This is a genomic window from Anaerocolumna chitinilytica (assembly GCF_014218355.1).
Taxonomy (GTDB): domain Bacteria; phylum Bacillota; class Clostridia; order Lachnospirales; family Lachnospiraceae; genus Anaerocolumna; species Anaerocolumna chitinilytica.
In genome coordinates this window covers 2461807-2485145 of sequence record NZ_AP023368.1, presented here as the reverse complement: position 1 = coordinate 2485145, position 23339 = coordinate 2461807, and the positions used below count along the sequence as shown (strand labels likewise).

Below are 23339 nucleotides of genomic sequence, written 5' to 3'. Positions count from 1 at the left end.
ATTTTTAGTTTTTTGAATATTTGTACAATAATGATTCCACTAGTAGACTTCAGGTCCGAATGTTCAAAATATGATCAGCCGCACACTCCCTGTGCAAAGACTATCCATATCTTCCTCGGAATCCAATCGAAATCGACCTAGACGACTTAGACTCTCCTTACAGTTTTGATAATCCGAAAATTAAATTCCATAAAGATTTAGATGGTTCAGATGTTCCAAATTCGATATAACGTAAATTGCAGACTGTCCGAGTATTTCACAGTCTTGCTGTCCATGCAAAAACTATAATGACTCATTATATGTCCTCCGGATACCAAGAATCATCTTCTTAATATGATTCTTCAAAGTCTCCGCATCACCTTCTGCTTCGATGACAAGAGCATGTCCCTCCATCATTATTTCACCAGACCAATAGTCGAACTCGGTACTCTCCGTCTGAAAACCGTCACTAAGACAGTATTTACCGTTACTAACCTCTTCGAAATTAGCATTAGAATTCTTCCATTCCTCAGAATCAGTAGCATAGGTGTAGAGGAATCGGATTTGCTGCTTCTCTAGTATAAAATAAATCGGAAAGATTTCCTTTTCCTCTTCATCATAATTAAATTCCGCTTCATAAGTTCCGGGAAGAGGTATCTCCCATCCACCGGGCAGGGTGTGGAGCAGAAAGCCATCTCTATATCCAATCACAGGAGAATTAACGGAAGAATTCGTACCAGACTCATAATCCACCTGCTGATTCCATACGATATAGGTTTTCAGGTTCGTATCATATTGCTCACCCTGTTCGCTCGTAAACCAAAGAAAATACCCACCTGCAAAAATCCGTTGTTCCTCCCCGGATTAAAGCATTCTGGAATAATTTGATGAAAAAGCACCCATAGGAGTCAGTATTTCTTCCTCTCGGATCGGTCGGATCTCAATTCCCTGCATGGCTGGAAGAAGTTTGTCCTTGTCCAGATAGCCTTGCTCGCCTGAAGCAGAAAGCTCCTTCAACGCTTTCATTAACTTTTCTACATAGAGGTCTTGAAGCTTTTCAAAATCACGATCTGCAAAAAATCCGCTGTCGTCGGTAAGTATCAGCCTCATTCCAAAATCTATCCCTATTTGATCTAAAAGCAGTACCACAGCTCGATGAAATCCCGGGCCTGCCAATGAAGTATCTGCCTGTCCTGATATTTGCTCCGATGCAAAAGAAAATTCAATCAATCCATTACCACTGCAGGTTTCCATCACAAGCTTATCCCCTTTTTGATAAATGGAATCCGGCGGGCATAGGGATTGTCCGTTGAACAGATAGTCAAAGAGCTCCTGCTGTGTTAGGAGCTCAGATGTTTGCAATGTTACAAAGGAGAACTGAATTCCTCTTTCTTGATAGCTTCTTATTTTCATATTCCCCTCAAGTTCTTCATAGGCTCTAACGGCCCGCTTGTGTGCCTCTGCACGAACATCGCAGTTCTTCCAGAAGTGAATTGTCAAGACATTTCACTTTGTGAAGAAGAAGTTAAAACTGAATTTCCTATGGAATTCAGTTTGGAGTTCTTTAGAAAGAATTCGGTCTCTCACGAATTCTTTTCATACTTTGATAAACCTTCCAGAAGTAGTGACGCATGTCTCCTAACTTCTTCCTCTTTATCATTTAGAGCCATTTTCACCAAGGGAATGATTTCCTTCCAGCATGTCCATGCCATTCCATAAAGTGCTGCGATCTTTACCTCCGCTTGTTCCTGTAGAAGAATCTTTTCAAAGATATCATAAATCGGTTGCTCAAATGGTTGTCCGCACCACAAGATTCCAAGCTGGTATATCGCACTCCTGCGGTTTAAAATATCTTTACCGTCCTTTAACTGATCAATTAAATCCTCCGAAGTCAGTAGTGGCATATTCTCCATGAGTCGTTCCTTGACTGCTTCAATATCCTCACCTTCCAGATAAAAGTATCTTGATGTATAATATGGCCTGTGCTCTGCTCTATAATATATGTATGTCTTTGTTTCATCTTCTTCAAACAACCTAGTATAAGGGCTCGTACTCGTCTCGTCTATTTCATCTCTCCATGACCAACGAAAAAAATAAATTTTCTTCATGATTTCTGCTAAGGTTATCGAAAGATGCGCAAGATATTTTCAGACAAATAAATATAATAGCTGTTATTTTCTTTCACACCATCAACGACATATCCTTTTATTCCTTCTTGCTTAAATTCTATTTTATTAAAATACATTCCGTATAACGTTCTGTAAAATGTTGGGCATTCCGGCTGAAGCCGGTTTAGATATGTTTCTGTTTGATCATTTACCAATGCCTTTAGGTTCGTACTATCACCGTAACTACTCCCGCAAATATTCCGGGAGCGAAGGTTCCGCCAATCACATAAGGAAATTCCGTTCCTTTCTCAATCTGAAATTCCACCAAATCTTTCAGATTCTCTCTCAGTAACTTATCCACTTCCATATATGCCTGATATGCCGAGTCCTCCGTCCCTTGTTCAAAGGTTTCTATAATGTCCTCTTCTATTTCATCAAACCAGAAACAGTTTCGTCGTTCTTCAACCGTATCATAGACTACCTTGGCGCCCTCAGGCACCTCATCCTTTGCAGCAAAATCCGGAAGGCCATCCAATAAAATCTCTCCACAGTATACGAAGGGAAGATAGCCGCAATCTCCTTCCGAATTCAAGGCACTGCATCCATCCGCATTTAAAATATCGCTTAGAAGATCTGCAAACTTCAATGCTTTTTTCTCCTGCTCCCCGGGTAACACCTCTGCCTCTGAGACCTTGTTATTACGAAGGAATCCATTGGTATAAAAGCGTCCCTCCAATAAGGGAAGCACACGGCTAAGAATGGAATTAGTACGAACATCTTCAACAAGTTTTAAAGACATCGAATTATTTATTGATTTATCAATTTTTAGATAAGAATCCTTGTTGCGTGTATCAGAATATTTATTTCTATTTTTTTCTTCCTCACTTTTCACCGACATTGGATCTCTATAATCTATACCCCGCTCAGACTTATAATCCTCGAGATCAATCCCATTGTCTGGTTCTACCACTCTCCATACTCTGGTAAAAATAGGAGCTTCCTTCTCAAAGTTTACTCCCTGCCTTCGTTCCCATCCATTGTGCCTCTGATTGATGAAATAGACAGAAATGATACGGTAGCCCTCCTCCAGTTTTGCCACATAATAGCTGTTGAAATAAACCTTACCCTTTGTTCGATCCGTTCCCGTATAGAAGCGATATACTGTTCCATAATCCTTATGCTCATAGCTTCGAACCAGAAAGCAAGTTCGGCATGCCTTAATCTTGATTGTCTCCTTTTGCTCCTCAAAACCAGGAGCTCCTAGCTGACGAAAACGAAGAACTCCTGATTTCAACCCCTCCCGGTAAAAGCCGTCCAGCTTCTCCACCTCTTTGATAAACCCTTCTGCATCGATATCATCACGTACTGAAGCTAATGTCACTTCATATTCCCTATCTAAAAAACTCTGAAAAAAGCGAATCGCCTCAAGATCAGGTAAAATATTCTGATATGGTTCAAATTTGATTTCCTTTAACATAATCCTACTCTCCTTTTATTGACCATAAGAGATGGGCCATACCACATCTCGTTGTTTACTCCATCCTTTTACTCCATTCCTCTGTTGATACAAACACTTCGGGATAAATCCGGATATATCATTTCTTTATACCGGTTCATAATCGTATATATCTGCGCTTTTTCTGTTCCGGTGTAGTTGATGCAGCCGGATCAGCTCTGCATAGTTCTCACGGCCAAGCCCTCGATATGCCTTTTTAAGAATCTCAGTAGCCTCCTCACTGTATTTCATTCCAAAGCTCCAGAGATTCTTACCAATCTGCAATGCATTTCCATAAAGCTGTTGCTCCAAAAACACCTCAGCCTGCTGACATATTCTTGTCACATCCTCTGTACCAAAGTTTTAGCCATAAGCCGATGGTTTCAGGTACCCATCAAAGTACTTTTCCTCCCAGCTTTGGAATGTAACCTTGGGAACGACAATTCCCATCCCTTCCCATGTTGGAGCCATACATGGTCTAATGTCCCCTTCAGCATAACAAATACAATATTCCTCGCCCTTCAGCTTGCGATCACCGGTTCCATATTTCATCAGAATATTTCGTAGCCCCGTCAGTTTACGTAACACCTTCTTTGTATAACGGATATCTTCCTCGTCTTGGTATTCTGACTCCTCCACATAAGCGCTTACCATAGTCTCCAATTCATAGCGGATAAATTCAAAAAGATTTGTCCCGTAATAATCGATTCCAAATGCGTCATTGTTGTAATAGCCAGCGATGCAGATATTCCCTTCACGAATATCATCCACCCAGTAGCCAAAGTGCAGCCCGTCATCCCGTCCCAGAAGGATGGTGTGAAATTCCGGCGGATCCATACGAAATCTCATATGATGGGGTATTGGCAGCTTCAACTCTTTTCCATCAAATTTACCGCTTAACACATCAAAAGGTCCTGTCGGATATATACCCAAACCATCAAAATCCTCCAGCGTTTTCTCATTGGGGGTTCCTTTGATTTCTTCATAGAAATTAAGAAAAATCCAAAAATCCTCCGGAAACTCAAATCCATAGATTCCCTTAAGAAGTTCTCGTTGCTCATTTGTCCCAAATAGATTAACCAATTTCTTGCTTCCTCCTATTTCTTAGAAACATGTGTAAGTTTGTTGACATTTTCCAAGTGTATCAATCTTCAAATTACATTAGTCGATTATAAGTTTTATACGCAGATTGTGATCTATATGATTGAATACACAAAATGCACGTATTCAGGATGAATCTTCCTTCTACGTGCACTTTAATGCTTATTATTTCAATACCATAATCATATATTAAGAATCAGGTATTATATTCATAAGTGCCCAAAGAAAAAATTAAATAATATCCCTCAGCATAAATATACCCGATAAAGACAAAACCTGTATTGTAATTTAACGACATTATTTAAGGTCTCATGAGCTTTTTAAGACTGAATTATCCTAAAAATGCTTCAGTATATAAACAGTCCTTCCTTTTTTAACTCAATAAACAATTATTTTATCTTTTCTTTATGATTTCCACCGGGCAGATATCCGCACAGTCGCCGCAATTGGTGCAGGTATCCGGGTTAATGGAATAATAACCGTCTTCAATCCACTCCTTAGACTGATTGTTATTCCCTGTCATACTCTTATCCATATTGAAAATCCTCTCTTTTTTTAATAATTTTATAAGAACTAGTTTTGGTTACTACTTATTCCTGATATCCCTTATTCTTTTTCTCAGTGGCTAATCGTTTCGCTTCTTTGAAAGCTGCCTCTGGTGAATCAAATTCCTTAATCTTTTTCTGACCTTCGCTTCCGTTTTTACCAAAACGGATCTCCTGCCGGTTACCAACTACTTTTATCTCCCAGAATTTATTTGACTTTTCATCCTCATAAAAGAGCCGCAGATTCATGGCTGTATATTCATCTTCCCACTTGTCTTCCGTAGTTAGCCCCACAAGAAAACCACTTAAGGAGTCCATATGGGAAGGCTCTTCCGACACAGAATCATAGGTGTAAACATCCGGATCTCCCATATTCTCATCCTTTAAGGAAACACAGATATAATAGGGTTGTCCGCTGCTCTTAAAGTAACCAATTACCAGATAAACGGTTTCATTGATACAAAAGCTTTCCTCCGCATAAAAGGAATAGGATATAGTAAGTTCCTTCTCTCTTTGCAGATACTCCTCATCCCCATCACAGAAGTCTTCATCATTCCAGGTCTCTTCACAGGAAAATGGTGGTTCCTTCCACAGAAGTTTCATCTCATTCCAGTGAACTCCCCACAAAAGCTGAACCATAGACGGCGGAATCGCCGCTTCCTCCTCTGTATCCAGGGGTGTAAAATAACGTTCCTCGGTGTCAATCTCCTCTAATCTAAAACCTAATCGAGCAAGCTCAGAAAGCACTTTCGGTGATAGCAATGGAGCCGTCCTGGTGGAGTTGGAGTTGTCTTCTAATTTACCGTTATTTAACTCGTTAATCTGATCTGTGATAAAATCCGGCCGTTCCTTCCGAATCTTCATAATCCGTTTCTGCTCTTTTTTTAGTTTGTTACCCTCCCCATAGAACTCACAAAGAGAGGGCAGTTCAAGCAGACCCTGCGGAATCGTTTCAATAAAATTATTTTTAATACTTAAGGAACTTAGTTTCTGCAAAAAGCAAAGGGAATCCGGAAGCTTCTCAAGAAAGCAGTTGTTAATGGATAATCGCTCCAATTGTTCCAGCTTTCCAAGCTCTCCTGGTAAACGAAAATGTAAATTATATTTATCTTTCATATATGGATGGGTGCAATCATTCATTTTCAATTCTTTTAATGATTTCATTTTCCCCAATGCCTGAAGTGCTTCTGAATCAGGGAAATACATTTCACTGATATCCAGACTTTCTAAATTAGTAAATACGGAAAGCTGTGTTAAAAGAACCGAATTACAGCCAATAAGACTGACTTTATGTATGTTAGGCAGATATTCCAGTTCCTCCGGCAAATTTTTCAGCTCAGGATTTCGATCTAAAATCAACTCTTCCAAATTGTCGAACCCCAATATCTCCAAGTCAATCTCCGTAATTCCTGCTTCTGATAAATCTAAAACAATAACCTTCTCCGGGCATTGCCTGCCCTCTTCCATTGTGAATTTGATTTTTTCTTCCATGAGCCATCCTTCTTATATTATCTTTGTTTATACTTTTGCCTCCAGCACACATCCGTCCTGGAACCGAATTGCTTTAATATGTCCATACATGCTGCAATAGGAATCGAATACAGGGGTCGCAGCCGCTGTCTCCAGATAACCAAACCCGTCCATTGGAATTTCAAGTTCTTCCAGTTCTTCCTCGTCATCCTCACCATTGGGGTGGACATCCTGATAATCAAATTCATATATGCTCCGATCCTCTTCATCAAAGCGAAGAGCCAGCATTGTCTTATAATGCTCCATATCAACTCCAACAAAATAAAGCATCTTTTCTTTGAAAATGACCTTCTCATGTTCGTCGGCTACCATAACCTGCTTTGTCAATCGATACCAGGTATCAGGAATCTTATCTGCCAGCGGATGATCGACTAATCCATGGTCAAATCCGTCAAATTGCACCCATATCTGCTGACCTCGTTCAAAGCCTGACAAAACCCCGCAATAATCAGATAACCACGCAGGAGGTGTCCCTCCTAAAGTCTGTTTGAAAAAAGTAAGTCCCTTAAAACACTGGACAAACCTCCTCAACGCTTCCTTATCTGCCTCTGATAAAGAAGACTCCTCAATCCATGATAAAACATCACCTGATTTTCCCTCTGTAATTATAACTGCCATAATTATCAACCTTTCCTCAATACAATTTAAGTTATCTTGGTCACCAATAATAGGAAATGTAGGGTATCAGCTTCCTTTCTTCAATTTCATAAAGCTTACCCGCTTACTCTCCCTTCCTATGAGACCTGAATCACCTTACAAATTTACCGCTTACTATTCCCTTATTTTTATGTTCTGCATAGTGCTCCGATATAGAACCTTTCATACTGCTCAGATTCAAAAGAAATATCCATCCCATCACGATATAATGCAATTGCCAGCGCAGCATTATAGTCCGGTTCAAAGCACGGGTAGTCCTCCGGCGCATAAACAGGTGTCCCTGTTGCTTCACACTGCTGCCAAAAGTACCGGGCAAAATCAATACACGCAGCCTTTACGCCGTGGGAATCCCCGGCGGCCAGCGCATCATAGAAGCGAAGCCAAATCCCATCGTCATAAAGTGCTCTGCTTCGGTCAATCTTTAGGGGCTTCCCAGTCATCAGGGCATACAGAACCAAATCCTGCGCTGCCTGGCTATTCGGAGCACTTGACCATTGCCCGAATTTTTCCTGCGAATATTCCCCAGAAAGCGCCAAATAGATCATATACTCTGATATATGAAAGGGCAGCTTTTCCTCTTTCCTCTGAAAAGAGCAGATTTCTGAAATTAACAGGTACCACTCTCTGCAATCAGCTTGCTCTGCACCCGCCCCGCAGGCAAGGGTAGCGAGTAAAATTGCGTGATTCTTTACCTGCTCCAAAGCCAGAAAAAGCTGATAATCATAGCTCCAGAATTTTTCTTCCCACCGGTAAACATCTGTCAAATATTCCATATGCTTCGGATAAAGGGTTAAAAAATCTAACTTTGCACCGGGAAGCCGTTCCTCTGTCAGGCAATGCCAATGATTCTCTAACGCCTTTATACCTTCCTTTAATCTAGTTACTTGTTCCAATCGTTCCATTTTCTAACTCCTCCCGTGCCCAGCCCAGTACCTCAGATAACTCTGTCCACTGATTCTTAACTGCAAGCTCCTCTGCAAAAGCAATGGCCTCCACCGGTGCTTTCTGCTCCCTCGCAGTATAAATAGCGGCGGCATTGGAGGCCTGTGTATAGGCAAGCAGCGGATTCTCTTCTGCTATCTCTTTTGCAAAGGCCAGATGTATCTCCCCATTATAGGTATCACTCTGAGCCCATGCTGCGGCAGCCTCATAAAGAAGCGGATACTCCTTTGAACAGGAATTGTCTCCGGATTTGATCAGCCACCGGATTGCATTTTTCATAGGAATCCAGGAGGAACTAGACCGCATCACAATATAGGAATCACAAATGATATCCTCTTTTATCATCTTCCAGACCATTTCACTCACATCCACACCGGCAGCACTTCGAATACAGCGATCCGCATAGGTGCTGATGAGTATTTTATTGTCCGGATATTTTTCCATCAACCTCTGGGTCTTCTCAAGGAGACAGCTCTTATCCTCCTCCAGAAGCTCCCCAAACACTTCAAAATATTCTGTCCTTACGCAGGCCCTCAGCAGCATGTTCTCATCCCATACCTCGGGCGAGTATACCTCCAGTATTGCCCTGGTATTGGAGGTATCCCCCCATACTTTTGCAAAGTCTGTTAATTCTTCCTTAATCTCCTTTGTCAGTATATTCCCTCTAACTCTTGAAAAGGCAAGTGCACCTGCCCCAAAGTCTGAGATCCTTGGTGCTATGGTTCTGGCTTGTGAAATTCCTTCAAAACAAATAACCACGGCTGCCTTTTCCAGGGGAACCGTGGGTAGTATTCGAAGTGCATATTGTTCATTCGGCGGCTTTAACGCAAAGGGAAGCCGCCCTGACATTGCAAAGGGAAGCATTCCAAGCATTCCACGGGCTGCCAGTTCCACCGAAGCAGACCGTATGGACTCCGTGTCTCTGAACAATAACCCTAAGCATTCTTTTACTGTCTCTGGAGTCTGTTTAGGAAGATGTTCTATGAATTCTGTAATTTTGGACATATATTCAACTCCTTTGAATCTGCAATCCGTACTGCAATCTGGTATGCAGGCTTATTCTTTGCATTGCATATTTCCTGATTATGTGGCCTGTAAATACAAGCTTCCTGTTAATTACATTTTATCGATTTTGCTTCTATAATTTCATCAGAAATCCTGATTTTCGTTACTCTGTTAAACATCTCATAAAAGGATGGGAATACCAGCTGAACCTCTGTGGTTTCCAACAATCCCTCCAAGGAGGATTCACCAGCTTCTTTTACATCATAATAAGAGAAGCGGTAGACTCCCAAATCCTCCTGAAGATATTTGGTCTTTTCAGCTTCCCTTTCCTCCATTTTTATGGCGAGGAACACCATCTCATTTAGGCAGGAAGCGATGATTAAAAGTGGGGTATCCTCCAGCATAATCTTCTCATACACCCCACAAGCCAGCGGGAATTCCGGGATACCATAGAAGGCATCTTCCAGTGTAAAATACTGCTCCTCATACTTTTTCACTTCCCACTCATCCGAATATTTCCCCCCATCCATGGAACTGAAATGATATCCGGGTAAGCCATTGTATACCCCCATAAAGATTTCTCCCCAGCTTTGCATCCAGGCTGTATCCATTTCAGAGCATAGCCTTTTATAAAATGTCATGCCCGGAAACCGGAGAATGAAATTCTTGATTTTCCTCTTCTCTGCTTCTGCAATTTTAAAGGTCTTCAACCACCCCTTCGCTTCGGTGGAATCTCCCGATGTAATATACTCCATGACCTATCCTCTCACTAATTTCCGTTAAAGCTCCTGGCCAATTCCAGCTGCTTTTGTGGTACCTCTGGGTTATCCCAAACTGATAAGCTGCTTCTCTTGCACTAGAACCGGCAGAAGCTTTCAGAAACTCTATAAAAACGCATTCAGAAGTGTATCAAACTCAATAAAATAAAGTGTATTTTCCTTTGACCTTCCATCAGGTCTTATTTGATTGAGAGAATCTCCTCCAGGAGTAACTCTCCTTTCTCCAGTTCCTTTAATAATCTAAGAGTATCCTTCACTGACATTTCACTCATGTCCAAATACAGCACCCGTTCCTTGTCTCTGTCTGCCTCTCCGGCAGTTCCTTTCAGCTCTGTTCCATCCGAAAGTCTGCATAGAAACGGAAACAGACCTGGTAATCCTGACTCCCAGTATGCCTTTTCTTCCAGAAAGCTGCCCATGACATATATCCTATTAAGCCTTTGCAGGCAATTATATTCCACCTGATACGTTATCCCCGAAGAATCCCTCAAGCGCAGACCGGTGTCCTCCATTATCCGCCTGTAGACTCTTAAAAGCGCAGAAAAGCGTTTATCTTTCGAGGATATCTCCATTTGATGAAGCGGCTTAGCGGCAGTGCTCACTCTCGGAATGTTTACATACACCGGAACCCATTCCCGGTCAATCGCAAGGTCATAGTATCCCCAACGAACGGGCGGCTGTATTGCAGCCAAATTAAACCGAATGATGATTTCTGCCCTCTGAATCCGTAGATATTCCCTGGTTATCAATCAAACACCTCCAAACTCTTTTCCTTTACTCCCATTCCATGTTTTTTCTGATATGATAGATTAAGAAAACAAAAAGCTGTTTTTTTAACTATGTATTCAGGAATATCAAATCGAAGATTTAATATTCACAAAAGGAGATAAAATAATCACTTTTCCAGATATTCAAACACAAAACCCTCTTCTTACTCTTCTGCCTCCAGCTCTGTATCATCGGAAAACCGTATGGCCGCCACTCGGTTTAACAATTTCTCCGCTGTGCTCTCCATACTGGCCTATTAAGGTGCGCTTCCTGCGCCTTCTCTTGGGTTTTTATTACCTTTGGCTTTTATTACCTTTGTCCTTTAACCTCACTCCTTGCCATCTTCCGTATGAGCCAGATTCCCTGCACAATAACCAGCATACTGCACACCATAGCCATAACCTGGGCACCTTCATCGCTGGCTGTTATCAAATCAAAGCCGCCGTGCCAGATAAGTACCGGGATGACAGAGAACCCACTGCCGTTACTTAGCCATGCCAGTAATACGGACCCAAAGGTAAGGCTGATTGCCCAGCCAATGATTCCCGGTCCCATATTCAGATAGGTGGGATTAAAGAAAAAGGCCGGCAGATGCCAGAATATCCAGACCAGGGCTACTAATAAGGAGCTAATTCGAAGAGAATACCTCTTGGTCAGCTCCGGTAATAAAAAACCTCTCCAGCCGGATTCCTCTCCCAATCCAAAGGTCAGAATCCAGACCAAAGCTGTCTGCCACAGATTAAAACCTGGTAGCTTTTCCGTCAAGCCGAACCGGCTAAAATCCGGCCACACCCCCATAGCCAACCGATGGGCAGCTATTCCGATAATTCCATAACTGATTGGCATCAACACTGCAATAGCCAGCCATTTCTTTGAAAATTGAAAGGAATAGGTTCTTTTAAACCAGGTTCTGATCTCCCCACCTCCGCAGAGCAGTGAAGTTATGATTGCCCCCAGAATAGGTCCAAAAGAAGCCAGGTAAAATTGACCGGGCAGCAAAGGAATATCTGCCCCTAATTGATAATTTAAGAGCAAGGGAATCCATAAAGCCCAGGTAATTCCATACGATAATATAATATAGATTAGAACTTTTCGTTTTTTCATCAAGTACCTCTTTTCACTCTTCTTGTTAATGAAATATCTTACCAGCTTCCGCCGCCACCGCCGCCGACTCCTCCTCCCACACCACCAGCAGAATCACTTCCGGAAGACATATTTACTTCAAAGCCTCCCATTCCTCTCTCAAGATACATCATATAAAATACAGGTTCAAACCCCATGTTTTGAGGTCCCATATACCAGGATGGCGGGCTTTCTTCCAACTTTTTAAAGGCAGACGCCCATTTCTTCGCCCGTCCAAAGACAAAGGCATAAGGAAGTTCCTTGTAGGAAAACTCTTCTTCCTTCTCTTCCCCTCTTTTACCTTTCTGTAAGAGAACTCTTCGGTAGCCAAGCACCTGCCCGAGAAGCTCTCCGCCGTATTTAGTCCTTCCCCCTGAAAAAGCTCCGAAGATGGCACTGATGCCGGCTGCCAGCCCGCCGACCGAATAAGGTAATGGCTGCAACATATATTTTCCGGTCCACCAGGCAAAAAACCATAGAAGTAATCCGTAAAATACTCCAAAGATAAGAAAGCCTAGCCATTTGCCTATAGAAAGCCGGTCAGCAAAGTATCCAAGGAAGGCAGAGCAGACAAAGGACATAAGGTAAAGCATGAGGCTGATAAACAATGTAAGTAAAAAGCCTCCCACTCCGATGCTGGTAAAGGAAAGTGCCTGCCCAGTCAGTAAAGCTATAATGAAAGCCGAGATAAGATATCCTCCAAGCCTTCCATATTTCGCTTTTTTTTCATGCATTGCTTGACCAGTACCTTCTAATTCTTCCCGCAGGGCCCTCTTAAATTCTTCCACTGCTGCTTGAAAATCCTCTTTTAGGTCAGAGGCCTTTACCTCATCCCTTCCTTCAAATAGCTTTCTTAGAAGCTGCTTTTCATAACCAGGTATATCCTCGCCTGGGTCACGGCCATTTACCAGCCGCAAAATATGTTTACCTTCATCCGCTATGTATAAGTAGCCGAGATTTGCCCAATAAAGTATCATAGCCGAGATTGCCCTCCGGCTCACATTTCCCTCTAAGACATAGCTGATTCCTGCAGGACTTAGCTGCTTTGGCGGTACATATTCCTCCGTAATCTTAACCTGTCCTGACCGTCCAAAGCGAAACCAAAGTAAAAGGCTGATAACTGCCATTCCTCCAAATAAAATACTCTCACCAAGGGGCAGCCATTCCTTCTTCTTAGTAAAATACCCATCAGTAAGGGGCAGCTGTATACTAAGGCCTTCTCCCGGCTCAAGTATTCTTTGTACGGACCCGGTAATACTATTGCCCTTTAAGGCCCAGGTAATATCAGCAGTTTCATGGCTGTCGGACCTGCCGGAATAAAGTAACAGGTTCTTGGCATCAAATTCCTTTGGCATATCAAGGGTGAACCGGATATGACTGATAGTAGTATCCCAGCCGGTGCCAATCAGGTTATAGCTCAGAATATCCCCCTTTGTATTCCTGTTAGCCCTAAAACCGTAATGATAATGAAGCTCATAGGTCTTCTCACCGGTAAGGGTGTGTTTGGAATCACCTATCTTAATGGTAAGTGAGCCATTGTCTGAATGAAGGGAATAAGGAATCACTTCTTTCGTGTCACCGTCTTGTACCGACACCTGCGATATCTTTGCAAGATAACGCTGCTTTTCTCTGAACGCTCCACCTTCTGCTTCGAAGGTTCCAGCAAAGGGAATTACTCTATAGATTCCATGCTTCTCACGGCTGAAAGAAACTGTTATTCGTTCAGTAATATCCATGGAAGCATCCTCTTCCACTTTTACGAAAATATCATAGCCTTTTATACTGTAACCGTTATATTCCATTTGAAACTCAAAGGTCTGTGCAGCATCTGCTTTTTCTGTAAAGCATATTACTATGGCGGCAACTATAAATATAGTTCTTATAAAGCTTTTCCATTTCATCTGCTATAATCCCTCCTCTGACTGCTTTTATCTGCCTTCCGGGTCTGTTCACCCATCTTATATACAAATTATATATTTGAAAGGATATTCTGTATTGTAATAAAACGACACATATTTATTTTGCTTTCAATAGAAAAAGACCGCTTATTCTCAAAAAGTTTGAAAATAAGCGGTCTCAAATTTTTTTCTTACATGGCGCATTGCCGTCGGAACATCAAGTCTTGATACCTGGCTGGGAGAGAATCCTGTCATACGACGGAATTCATGGTTCATATGGGATTGATCATAATAACCTGCCGCCACTGCCGTGTCTGCAAGACTGTTCTTATCCAATTCAGAGAAGGCTTTATAAAATCTCTGAATATTAAAATACTCTTTAGGTGTTACCCCAAAGAAGGCGGCAAATTGTCGCTGTAAATGCCGGCAGGATACAGGTAATTCTCCACTAATGTTTTTCCAATCCATCTTACGGCAAGCCGATAGAATTCTGGCTGTCTGTATTACATATTCGTATTGTCCTGTATTTATGGAAATATTAAGGAGAAGACCTCCAATATATCTTTCTGCTATATTACACCATTGTGCTGGCGGCAAATGATACAGCTCTTTGCCCAAAGCATAGAAAGGATTCTCTTCCGTAAGTAATTTGGACTCTTCTTTGAAAAAGGCAGGTGTCATCCCTGTCAAAGAGTAATAGAGAAGATAATCCATATCTATGGAGAACATAGACAAATTTTTAATATTCCAGCTGGTCAGCGGCTCATTATTCATTCCGCTTACAAACATGTGTCCTTTACTGACATTTAATCCATTGTATATGCATTCTCCGCCTGTAACGTAGATAATATGTACAATCGTATCAACAGGTGTGACGATAGGTTGATTACTGTCCAGATGCCAGTATACATACTGGAACAACCCCTGTTCTTTATACTTTGACGGGACGCAGCGAAAAGTTTCGTATTCTTCTTTTTCAAGTAAATCTCTGCAATAGTCCATGCTAAACCTCCATGCTTTCAAAGCTCCACAAATCCCGGTGCCAGCACAAATATTTTCTGCCATGCTCCTGAAACATAATATCATTTACTATATTTCGGATTATACTTTATTTAGTCATGACTTCGCAACTTATAAAATCATTAAAAATTTTAATAAATTTTTAATACGAAACATTCCGAGTTAATTTCTTTTATTTATTTCCATCCAAGAGTTGTACTTTCTTTCGGCTGAGGTACCGTTTTTATAATGGATGCCGCCAGACGGTTAAACGGTAGGGATTGCAGCCAGACCGTTCCAGGTCCTGTCATTGTGGCAAAAAAGAGTCCTTCCCCTCCAAGCAGAGCAGATTTCACTCCCTTTACCAGCTGAATATCATATTGTACTCCCTCTGTAAAAGCCACCAGACACCCGGTATCCACCTTAATTGCTTCTCCTGCTGTAAGTTCTCTCCGAATGATTGTTCCGCCGGAATGAACAAAAGCCATTCCATCCCCTTCCAGCCTTTGCAGAATAAAGCCCTCTCCTCCAAATAAACCAGCTCCGATTTTCTTGGTAAATTCCATCCCAATAGAAACTCCCTTGGCAGCGCACAGGAAACAATCTTTCTGACAGATGAGCGTATTCCCAAAACTATTTAAATCCATCGGTATGATTTTACCCGGATAAGGAGCAGAAAATGCAGCTCTTTGCTTCCCTTCAACGGTATTCGTAAATAAGGTCATAAAAAGGTTCTCTCCAGTGAGCAGTCTTTTTCCTGCCCCCATGAGTTTTCCCATAAGACCGCTGCCCTTCTCCTTATCGGAACCGTCCCCGAAGATTGTCTCCATCTGTATTCCCATATCCATATAGAGTAGTGAACCTGCTTCCGCCACTACACTTTCTCCATTGTCCAGTTCTATTTCTGCTATCTGCATTTCTTCACCGATAATTCGGTAATCCACTTCATGATTCATACTTAGCTCCTAACTGCATGCTCCGCACGCATACAAAATCAAAGGTTGTGAAAATTTCTCTCTCCTTCTTAGGATGTGTTTGTAAACACGCCCTAACCTCAATGCCGGTAACATATACTCTCATATGCTATATCTGGCTGGATTCCTCCGGCGTAAGTTCTCTTCCAGTTGTTATTTCCCGGAATATAATCGTATTACCGATACAACTTACGAACTCGTATCCTTTTGCCTTTTCCATTTCTTTGACACGGACTTCTGTTTCTTCTATATCTTTCTTTAATTTAGGAAATGGTGCAGCCCCAAATCCACTCAAACGCTCTTCGTTTCCATAGCCTTCCTTCCCGCCTGTACAGTAATAACGGGCTGCCTCCAGGTCCTTCCTGACAAACCAGAGTACTCCTTCTTTCTCCAGGTACTGTTTTGGATTTCTCTGAAACGCCGTATAGCTGTCTCTGTTAATAGGCGCCAGTCTCTTGTATGCATTTTCAAGATTGACTGTGGTGTTTTTCACACCCTGCTCCAGTCTATCAGAGGCTTCGTTTGCTGCATTTTGCAGCATATCTTTTCCAAGATTTTGAACATCACCCAGATTAGCTTTACCGTGTCCTGCCAGGCTTTGTGTGATATTCTCCAACAGTGAGCTTAAAAATCCCATATCGTTCTCCTTTCATTCTTTTATTCGGTAAAAACCGATATATCCTCACTGTTATTGTAATTTGAATACCATTCCTTTGTCTTGTAATTTAACGACAAGTTATCTTAAGGCACTTTCCTAATACATCTGTAAGATGCGCTTGTTATGCTTATTGGTATGGCAGGAGGGATGATACCACAGGAGCGCATTTTACCGGCGTCCAAGGTGAAAACCTTGCAAAATCCTTTGTCATATGGGACTGATCATAATATCCGGCCAGGATGGCTGCTTGTGAAGGTGTATTGTCCCTTAACAACCCAAGGGCATGCTGAAACCGGACAATCTGTTGATATTCCTTCGGTGTCATTCCAAGTACCTGTTTAAAGTTTCTTTCTATCTGCCTGGGTGAAATTCCTGCATCCCGGGCGATTCTATGTACATCCTTGGAGGATTTTTGATAATTCAATACGTAATTTTCATTTTCAAACTGAGTAGTATTGCAACCTGTCGGAAAAATGTTAACTGGCCTGCGGTACGTATGAGAACTTTGAAGGATTTTATTCGAAATGTAGTGAACACGTTCCAGATTTAGAGAATGGACACAATGTTTTTTTGCCAGATAGGAAGAAAGATAATTATCGGCAAGCCTTCGCCAGCAGTTTTGCGGAAACTCAATCAGTATTCTGGAAAGTTCCGACAGGGGATTCCAAACTCCCAGCTGCATTACCCCGTCTAAATCCCCCGGCAATATACCCGTGATATCATAAAACAATGTAAAATCCAAGGTCAGAATAAACAAAGTCATATTTTCAGAAATACCAGTAATCGGCTGCCTGTTAAGACCCAGTACCACCACATCTCCTGCCTTTACGCGAATGCCCTCATACTGTCCCGCCCCTTTCATGACAAATATGGCATAAAGAGAGGTATCCGCTGGCATCGGTATGATTCCGGCTCCCAATTCATAGATTATATGCTGTCTGATACCGGGACACTTTTCCGAGGTATAAGGAAGATATTTTTCCATTTTTAATTCCCACGCTGTATTCATCCCGTTTCCCACCTTTCTTATCGGCTCTGAAGATTATTACCTATTCATTATCCCCTTTGTGCAGGTTATCATTTTCATTCTTTTTCCCTAGCAGTTCCTCTGCTTCCTTTGCCCATTCGATATATGCATTGTATATCTTTTCTCCAAAAAGGACTGTTAAATAATAATATAGATGGTCTTCGCTCTCTTTTAGTACTTGTTCCAGATTAGTTCGAAACATTTTCATAATAGCCGCATTCTGAAGATGGCGCTCCTGAAATAATTCAATACGCTTTCGGTTCTCTTCTTCTGATACCAGTTTTCCAAAGAACAGTTTTACCAGGATTTCATATTTCGTATATTCCTTTGCTTCCGGAAGTAAAAGCCATTCTTTTAAGACTTCTCTTCCGCTGTCCGTAATAGAATAAAGATTCTTCTCCGGCCCTTTGCTGGTCTCACTGACTTTCTTTGTTATCATCCCGTTTTCTTCCATTGTCTTAAGGGTAGGATATATCTGTCCATATCCAATTTCCCAAAAATGGCTTATCATAAAGTCAATCTTTTTCTTAATATCATAACCGCTTAAATCCTCATGTTCTAATAATCCCAAGATGATATACATAGATGTATTTTCTTTTGCCATTAATAACTCCTTTCGCGAATATTCAATCTTCGATTGGATATTCGTAAATCGCTAGGTGAAAAAACTTCTTTTTTTTCACCCTAACCTCTTTTCTAAATTTCCACGCGAATTCTTTTCCTCTAACTTTTCGTTGCGGAAATCTCTTGACAAGACTATATTATGTTGATATAGTTTTCTTATAGTAACTATATCATGTTGTTATAGACTCTGTCAAATAGAATCTATATATGAAAGTAAATTATAAAGAAAGGATACCACTAAATTCTTCCTTCACTTATTTTTGTGGTAAAAGGTCTCTCCTATGAAAAGACAAAAAACAAGAAAATTGCTGATAACCCTATCCTTTTTCCTATTTCCGATAACTTTATTCTACTTCTCCCCCTACCTAATTATCCAGGGTGGTGCTGCCGGTATTATCTCAGGAAGTTTCCTGACCTTCGCTTCCCTTTTTCTCTTTTCCTTATTCTTTGGCAGGGCCTTTTGCGGATGGGTATGTCCTGCCGCAGGGTTACAGGAATCTTTATTTCCTGCCGTGGATAAGCCTGTTAAGGGCAATATAATAAATCGGATCAAATATTTCATTTGGGTTCCCTGGCTCCTTGGAATTATTGCAGCCTTCTATACCGCGGGAGGAATTCATTCAGTGGATTTTTTCTATATGACAGAGCATGGTATCTCCGCATCCTCCCTGCCCGGAATAATTACATATTTCGGTATTGTTTTCCTTATTACTATTCTGGCTCTCCTGATCGGAAAAAGAGGCATGTGTCATTCCATCTGCTGGATGGCTCCCTTTATGATACTTGGAAACAAACTAAGAAATGCTTTACATATACCCGGACTTCGTCTGCAGCCAGAACCTTCCTCCTGTATTAACTGTAAGCAGTGTAACAAAAAATGTCCCATGAGCCTTGATGTAAATAACATGGTTACTGCCGGAGACATGCGAAACAGTGAGTGTATTCTGTGCGGTGAATGTGCTGATATCTGCCCCAAGTCTGCAATCAATCTCTCATTCCATAATACTAAAACTCCCACATCTACCGAAAAAATAGAATAAAGTACTCTCTAGATACTTGTGAAAATAAGAAGAATAAGGATACATTAATAGTAATTATCATGATGTAATTACCATTGGTGTATCCTTATTTTTTTGAAATAAGGGGCTGTTGCAAAAAACCCTGGGTCTGTGGGAATAAGTCCTCTTAATTGGTAAATATCCTCAATTAATAATAGTTTACTTCTTTTCTCTCCATCTGTTATAATGGGTTGGATTGTACAAAGCCAGATAAACTAGGACTAATTTCCCATAATATGGAGGTATCACATTGTTTCATAAATTTAAGCTCAGCCAAAAGCTATATTTTGGCTTCGGAATAGTCGTAGTCAGTATGATATTCCTGCTTGGTTATACCTATTTCAATTACAACAAGCAGGTGGATGCTGTTAATCTAAACTTGCATACTTATCAGGTAATGCATGAAGCCGACGGTATTTTAGAAAGCATGCTGAGTATGGAAACCAGTGCCAGGGGCTTTGCCCTTACAGGTAATGAAGATTTTCTGGAACCATTTCAAAGTGCAATAACAGATTATGAGCAGCATTTTAGTACTATTAAAAACTTAACAAGTGACAATACCTCTCAGCAGGTAAGACTAGAGAAATTACAAACAAAATATGAAGCCTGGTATCAATGGGAATCCGGGAAGATTATTGAAGGAAGAAAAAAAGTTAATTCCGGACAAATGTCTTTGGATGAAATTATTGTAATAGCAAAAACAAACATCGGAAAAAAACAAATGGATGGTATCCGGCTGCTCGTAAAAGATATTAATAAAGAAGAACAGCGACTGCTTGACATTCGAAACCGTAATTTGAGAGATACCCAAAAAACCACGGCTTATGCAATCATAATAGGTGGTCTCTTAACTTCCTTGATTGCAATATTTATATCCCTCTTTACTGCCAGAGGAATCTCAAAGCCGGTAGGACTTCTTATTAGCGCCACACAGGAAATAACGGAAAAGAATTATCATTCGACTATTGACCTGAAAACAGACAAAGAATTAGACATTCTTATAAATCGTTTTAATGAAATGCAAAGAGCTATACTGCTTCGGGAAGAAGAATTGGAGAAAAAAAATGAATTGTTAAAAGCCCAGATGGCTGAGGTTAACGAAGCCAACCGACTTAAGAGCCAGTTTCTGGCAAACATGTCCCATGAGCTTAGAACACCGTTAAACTCCATCATCGGCTTTACCACTCGTGTTATAAAAAAGAGTGGTGACAGTTTGCCGGAAACACAAAAAGAGAACCTTGGTATTGTAAAGGAAGAGGCTTCCCACCTCCTGGAGCTTATAAATGGTCTTTTAGATTATTCGAAGATTGAATCCGGAAAAATGGAAGTTCATATTGAACCCTTTAATCTTGTAAAAGTATTAACAGAAGTATACCTCATGACAAATACTTTGGCAGATGGTAAGAATATCGATTATATTCAGGATATTTCAGGTTATGAAAATGCCCTGATTACCAGTGACAGAATTAAAATTAAACAGATAATGATAAACTTACTGAGCAATGCCTTTAAATATTCCGACAAAGGTACTGTTAGCCTATCGTTAAATCAAGAAAATGATTTATATTCTATTAAGGTAACAGACCAGGGAATAGGAATCTCCCCAGAAAATCTTGATAACATCTTTGACGAGTTCAGACAGGTGGACGGTTCTTATACCAGAAAAGTAGGCGGAACCGGCCTTGGACTCTCAATTACAAAGAAGCTCATTGAAATGTTAGGCGGAAAGATAACTGTGACCAGTACCCTCAATGAGGGAAGCTGCTTTACCGTTACCTTACCTGTCAATTACAATGAAAACTACAAACCTTTAGATGATCATCTGGAAATCAGGCCTATAAAAACCGGTAAAAGAGTTGTCTGTATTGATGATGACTTTAATGTACAGAGACTCTATACTCAGTATCTTACTGAGCATAATTTTGAAGTAATTCGATTCAACGGTCAGGAAGATGTTGTTGATAAGATAATCGAGCTCATGCCGGATGTCATTATACTTGATATTATTCTTCCCTATAAAGACGGCTGGGAAATATTAAGCGAATTGAAAAACAATATCAAAACAAAGAAGATTCCTGTTATTATGGCTTCTGTATTAAGTGAAAAAAATCTGGCTTACCGGATGAAAGCCGATGAATATCTGATAAAACCGGTTACTCAGGAGGAACTCATAGACACCATTACAAGAACCATAACAAATATGGCAGATGCTGATATACTGATTGCTGATGACGATCCCAATTTCTTGAGCCTCATGGAGCAATTCTTAAAGGAGGAATCCCTTACTTACCGCTTTGCCATGGATGGAGAAGAAGCTATTAAGCAAGTCAAGCAGAAAAAACCGGATGTTCTTATTCTGGATTTGATGATGCCCAAAAAGGACGGTTTTACTGTTCTGGATGAAATAAGGAATAGCCCTGGTATCAGTGATACTCCTGTAATTATAGTAACTTCGAAGGACCTGACCAATAAAGAAAAGGAAGAACTATCATTACACGCCGGTATGGTCATACAAAAATCAGGCGTAATAATTGAACAGGTTATGGATGTATTATTAGCAAAAATCAAGGAGAAATCAAATAATGACAAAAAAAATTCTGCTAGTTGAAGATAACCCTAATAATATGCGGCTTATCAAGCAGCTTATGGAAGATATAGATGAGAGCATTGAATTAATATGCGCAGACTGCGGAAAAACAGCTTTGCAGCTTGCTGCTGATACTTCCTTTAAGCTGGTATTAATGGATATCTCGCTTCCTGATATGAATGGAATAACCGTAACCAATAAATTAAAGGAATATCCCCAGTTGAAAGAAACTCCTTTTATTGCAGTCACTGCTTATGCTATGTCCCAGGATGAAGAAAGCTTTCGGATGACCTTTGATGACTATATCTCCAAACCAATTGATGATGATATATTTACAGATAAAATAAACCACTGGATACAGGGATGACAAGCTAGAAGCACTCGCCCCCTTGATTTTATAAGTATACTAAACCTACAAGTGCTTCGAATGAGCGCATAGATGGGAGTCAACGATGAACGAAAGAATTTTAATTGTAGATGATAATAAGAATAATTTAAGATTGCTCCAAAATATTCTGGAAGATGAAGATTTTGAGATTTATGCTACTGTCGACAGTACCGAAGTTGTGGATTTGGCTGTCAAAGTAAAACCTTCTGCTATCCTACTGGATGTCATGATGCCCATACTCGATGGCTTTGAAGTCTGTTCTCTATTAAAACAGGAGCCATTGGCTAGGGATATTCCGGTAATAATTGTTACGGCAAAAACAGAGACTCAGGATTTGAAAACAGCATTTGATTTAGGCGCCTTTGATTATATTAAAAAACCAATTGATGAAATTGAGGTTATATCGCGGGTAAAGTCTGCTCTCCGTTTCAAAGCCCAACAGGACAAATTAACAGAGATGGCTTCTCGAGATGGTTTAACCGGTTTATTTAATCATGCTCTTTTGATTGATCTTTTTGAAAAGGAACTTCTGAAAGCAAAACGCAATAAAAGCAGCCTAACCTTTATCATGATGGATATTGACTATTTCAAAAAAGTTAATGATAACTATGGTCATTTGGCTGGAGACCTGATTCTCAAACAAGTTGCTGAAATCCTCACAAATTCCGTCAGGAGCAGCGATATCGCCGGCAGATATGGTGGTGAAGAGTTCGGACTTGTGCTCCCTGAAACCAATGTTTCTAATGCCTGTCTGGTAGGTGAAAAAATACGTTCTGCTGTGGAAGAAAACCATTTTGATATTGGCAATGAATCCATACAGATAACCATTAGTATCGGTATTTATTCCAAAGAACCGGAAGAATCTATTGATTCAAAGGAAATGATTAAAAGAGCAGATGAAGCTCTTTATAAGGCTAAGACAAATGGCAGGAATAGAGTAGAGCTAGGATAAAATCATCCCTCATTTTCAACCTCACTCTAAAACTACAAAAGTAAGGGACTTGATTGAAATCAGCCCCTTACTTTTTACTATACATAACTTTTAAAGATTGGCTTTATAAACTTTTCTTTTGTATATACTTTTAGTGTTTTTCT

The 23339-nt window shown here is 40.6% G+C and carries 24 protein-coding genes; 4 read left to right on the top strand and 20 right to left on the bottom strand.

Annotated features, from left to right (window positions below; genetic code table 11):
• Positions 1-282: 282 nt before the first annotated feature.
• The 20 genes from bsdcttw_RS10795 to bsdcttw_RS10700 all read right to left on the bottom strand — a co-directional run bounded on the left by bsdcttw_RS10795 (position 283) and on the right by bsdcttw_RS10700 (position 18191).
• Complete coding sequence (locus bsdcttw_RS10795; protein ID WP_185259367.1) at positions 283-732, bottom strand: hypothetical protein; 450 nt, start codon at positions 730-732, stop codon at positions 283-285.
• A gap of 111 nt (positions 733-843) precedes the next feature.
• Complete coding sequence (locus bsdcttw_RS10790; protein WP_185259366.1) at positions 844-1392, bottom strand: hypothetical protein; 549 nt, start codon at positions 1390-1392, stop codon at positions 844-846.
• 170 nt (positions 1393-1562) lie between these two features.
• On the bottom strand, positions 1563-2087 hold the full coding sequence (locus bsdcttw_RS10785) for a HEAT repeat domain-containing protein (protein WP_185259365.1): 525 nt from the start codon (positions 2085-2087) through the stop codon (positions 1563-1565).
• A 220-nt stretch (positions 2088-2307) separates the two neighbouring features.
• Positions 2308-3564: a hypothetical protein gene (locus tag bsdcttw_RS10780; RefSeq protein WP_185259364.1), complete on the bottom strand. Its 1257-nt coding sequence runs from the start codon at positions 3562-3564 to the stop codon at positions 2308-2310.
• A 126-nt stretch (positions 3565-3690) separates the two neighbouring features.
• Positions 3691-3900, bottom strand: coding sequence for a hypothetical protein (locus bsdcttw_RS10775; RefSeq protein ID WP_207726530.1), 210 nt, complete (start codon positions 3898-3900; stop codon positions 3691-3693).
• Positions 3901-3945: 45 nt separating this feature from the next.
• On the bottom strand, positions 3946-4665 hold the full coding sequence (locus bsdcttw_RS10770; RefSeq protein WP_185259362.1) for an ADP-ribosylation family protein: 720 nt from the start codon (positions 4663-4665) through the stop codon (positions 3946-3948).
• A gap of 412 nt (positions 4666-5077) precedes the next feature.
• Positions 5078-5218, bottom strand: coding sequence for a 4Fe-4S binding protein (locus bsdcttw_RS10765; RefSeq protein ID WP_185259361.1), 141 nt, complete (start codon positions 5216-5218; stop codon positions 5078-5080).
• 55 nt (positions 5219-5273) lie between these two features.
• Entirely contained in the window at positions 5274-6719 is a 1446-nt protein-coding gene (locus bsdcttw_RS10760; protein ID WP_185259360.1) for a WGR domain-containing protein, read from the bottom strand.
• 27 nt (positions 6720-6746) lie between these two features.
• A complete protein-coding gene (locus bsdcttw_RS10755) occupies positions 6747-7376 on the bottom strand; it encodes a hypothetical protein (RefSeq protein ID WP_185259359.1) in 630 nt (209 codons plus the stop codon).
• A 167-nt stretch (positions 7377-7543) separates the two neighbouring features.
• Positions 7544-8317, bottom strand: coding sequence for a hypothetical protein (locus bsdcttw_RS10750; RefSeq protein ID WP_185259358.1), 774 nt, complete (start codon positions 8315-8317; stop codon positions 7544-7546).
• Positions 8292-9362: a hypothetical protein gene (locus bsdcttw_RS10745; RefSeq protein WP_185259357.1), complete on the bottom strand. Its 1071-nt coding sequence runs from the start codon at positions 9360-9362 to the stop codon at positions 8292-8294. Before bsdcttw_RS10745 ends, bsdcttw_RS10750 begins: the two co-directional genes overlap by 26 nt.
• A 107-nt stretch (positions 9363-9469) precedes the next feature.
• Positions 9470-10117 (bottom strand): hypothetical protein, encoded by a 648-nt coding sequence (locus bsdcttw_RS10740; RefSeq protein WP_185259356.1) that lies wholly within the window; start codon positions 10115-10117, stop codon positions 9470-9472.
• A 203-nt stretch (positions 10118-10320) separates the two neighbouring features.
• Complete coding sequence (locus tag bsdcttw_RS10735) at positions 10321-10890, bottom strand: hypothetical protein (protein ID WP_185259355.1); 570 nt, start codon at positions 10888-10890, stop codon at positions 10321-10323.
• 328 nt (positions 10891-11218) lie between these two features.
• The gene (locus tag bsdcttw_RS10730) at positions 11219-12013 is read right to left on the bottom strand and encodes a CPBP family intramembrane glutamic endopeptidase (protein WP_185259354.1); all 795 of its coding nucleotides are present in this window, start codon (positions 12011-12013) and stop codon (positions 11219-11221) included.
• A 38-nt stretch (positions 12014-12051) separates the two neighbouring features.
• A complete protein-coding gene (locus bsdcttw_RS10725) occupies positions 12052-13932 on the bottom strand; it encodes a DUF2207 domain-containing protein (protein WP_185259353.1) in 1881 nt (626 codons plus the stop codon).
• A gap of 150 nt (positions 13933-14082) precedes the next feature.
• On the bottom strand, positions 14083-14931 hold the full coding sequence (locus tag bsdcttw_RS10720; protein WP_185259352.1) for a helix-turn-helix domain-containing protein: 849 nt from the start codon (positions 14929-14931) through the stop codon (positions 14083-14085).
• 194 nt (positions 14932-15125) lie between these two features.
• A complete protein-coding gene (locus bsdcttw_RS10715; RefSeq protein WP_185259351.1) occupies positions 15126-15884 on the bottom strand; it encodes a TIGR00266 family protein in 759 nt (252 codons plus the stop codon).
• Positions 15885-16011: 127 nt separating this feature from the next.
• Entirely contained in the window at positions 16012-16539 is a 528-nt protein-coding gene (locus tag bsdcttw_RS10710) for a hypothetical protein (RefSeq protein WP_185259350.1), read from the bottom strand.
• 148 nt (positions 16540-16687) lie between these two features.
• Positions 16688-17569, bottom strand: a complete 882-nt coding sequence (locus bsdcttw_RS10705; protein ID WP_197979843.1) for a helix-turn-helix domain-containing protein — start codon at positions 17567-17569, stop codon at positions 16688-16690.
• A gap of 40 nt (positions 17570-17609) precedes the next feature.
• A complete protein-coding gene (locus tag bsdcttw_RS10700) occupies positions 17610-18191 on the bottom strand; it encodes a PadR family transcriptional regulator (protein ID WP_185259349.1) in 582 nt (193 codons plus the stop codon).
• A gap of 301 nt (positions 18192-18492) precedes the next feature.
• Here bsdcttw_RS10700 and bsdcttw_RS10695 point away from each other — a divergent pair, with 301 nt between their 5' ends.
• The 4 genes from bsdcttw_RS10695 to bsdcttw_RS10680 all read left to right on the top strand — a co-directional run bounded on the left by bsdcttw_RS10695 (position 18493) and on the right by bsdcttw_RS10680 (position 23196).
• A complete protein-coding gene (locus bsdcttw_RS10695) occupies positions 18493-19251 on the top strand; it encodes a 4Fe-4S binding protein (RefSeq protein ID WP_185259348.1) in 759 nt (252 codons plus the stop codon).
• A gap of 268 nt (positions 19252-19519) precedes the next feature.
• Positions 19520-21877 carry a response regulator gene (locus bsdcttw_RS10690; protein WP_185259347.1) on the top strand — a complete coding sequence of 786 codons (2358 nt, stop codon included), beginning with the start codon at positions 19520-19522 and terminating at the stop codon, positions 21875-21877.
• Positions 21852-22223 carry a response regulator gene (locus bsdcttw_RS10685; RefSeq protein ID WP_185259346.1) on the top strand — a complete coding sequence of 124 codons (372 nt, stop codon included), beginning with the start codon at positions 21852-21854 and terminating at the stop codon, positions 22221-22223. Before bsdcttw_RS10690 ends, bsdcttw_RS10685 begins: the two co-directional genes overlap by 26 nt.
• A gap of 85 nt (positions 22224-22308) precedes the next feature.
• Positions 22309-23196 carry a diguanylate cyclase gene (locus bsdcttw_RS10680; protein ID WP_185259345.1) on the top strand — a complete coding sequence of 296 codons (888 nt, stop codon included), beginning with the start codon at positions 22309-22311 and terminating at the stop codon, positions 23194-23196.
• Positions 23197-23339: the final 143 nt, after the last annotated feature.

Bases quoted from the DNA above. Each gene is read 5' to 3' on its own strand.
- bsdcttw_RS10685 (WP_185259346.1), top strand. From the start codon at position 21,852: ATGACAAAAAAAATTCTGCTAGTTGAAGATAACCCTAATAATATGCGG.
- bsdcttw_RS10720 (WP_185259352.1), bottom strand. From the start codon at position 14,931: ATGGACTATTGCAGAGATTTACTTGAAAAAGAAGAATACGAAACTTTT.
- bsdcttw_RS10705 (WP_197979843.1), bottom strand. From the start codon at position 17,569: ATGAATACAGCGTGGGAATTAAAAATGGAAAAATATCTTCCTTATACC.
- bsdcttw_RS10700 (WP_185259349.1), bottom strand. From the start codon at position 18,191: ATGGCAAAAGAAAATACATCTATGTATATCATCTTGGGATTATTAGAA.
- bsdcttw_RS10680 (WP_185259345.1), top strand. From the start codon at position 22,309: ATGAACGAAAGAATTTTAATTGTAGATGATAATAAGAATAATTTAAGA.
- bsdcttw_RS10695 (WP_185259348.1), top strand. From the start codon at position 18,493: ATGAAAAGACAAAAAACAAGAAAATTGCTGATAACCCTATCCTTTTTC.
- bsdcttw_RS10730 (WP_185259354.1), bottom strand. From the start codon at position 12,013: ATGAAAAAACGAAAAGTTCTAATCTATATTATATTATCGTATGGAATT.
- bsdcttw_RS10780 (WP_185259364.1), bottom strand. From the start codon at position 3,564: ATGTTAAAGGAAATCAAATTTGAACCATATCAGAATATTTTACCTGAT.
- bsdcttw_RS10785 (WP_185259365.1), bottom strand. From the start codon at position 2,087: ATGAAGAAAATTTATTTTTTTCGTTGGTCATGGAGAGATGAAATAGAC.
- bsdcttw_RS10740 (WP_185259356.1), bottom strand. From the start codon at position 10,117: ATGGAGTATATTACATCGGGAGATTCCACCGAAGCGAAGGGGTGGTTG.
- bsdcttw_RS10745 (WP_185259357.1), bottom strand. From the start codon at position 9,362: ATGTCCAAAATTACAGAATTCATAGAACATCTTCCTAAACAGACTCCA.
- bsdcttw_RS10715 (WP_185259351.1), bottom strand. From the start codon at position 15,884: ATGAATCATGAAGTGGATTACCGAATTATCGGTGAAGAAATGCAGATA.
- bsdcttw_RS10790 (WP_185259366.1), bottom strand. From the start codon at position 1,392: ATGAAAATAAGAAGCTATCAAGAAAGAGGAATTCAGTTCTCCTTTGTA.
- bsdcttw_RS10755 (WP_185259359.1), bottom strand. From the start codon at position 7,376: ATGGCAGTTATAATTACAGAGGGAAAATCAGGTGATGTTTTATCATGG.
- bsdcttw_RS10725 (WP_185259353.1), bottom strand. From the start codon at position 13,932: ATGAAATGGAAAAGCTTTATAAGAACTATATTTATAGTTGCCGCCATA.
- bsdcttw_RS10765 (WP_185259361.1), bottom strand. From the start codon at position 5,218: ATGGATAAGAGTATGACAGGGAATAACAATCAGTCTAAGGAGTGGATT.
- bsdcttw_RS10710 (WP_185259350.1), bottom strand. From the start codon at position 16,539: ATGGGATTTTTAAGCTCACTGTTGGAGAATATCACACAAAGCCTGGCA.
- bsdcttw_RS10750 (WP_185259358.1), bottom strand. From the start codon at position 8,317: ATGGAACGATTGGAACAAGTAACTAGATTAAAGGAAGGTATAAAGGCG.
- bsdcttw_RS10760 (WP_185259360.1), bottom strand. From the start codon at position 6,719: ATGGAAGAAAAAATCAAATTCACAATGGAAGAGGGCAGGCAATGCCCG.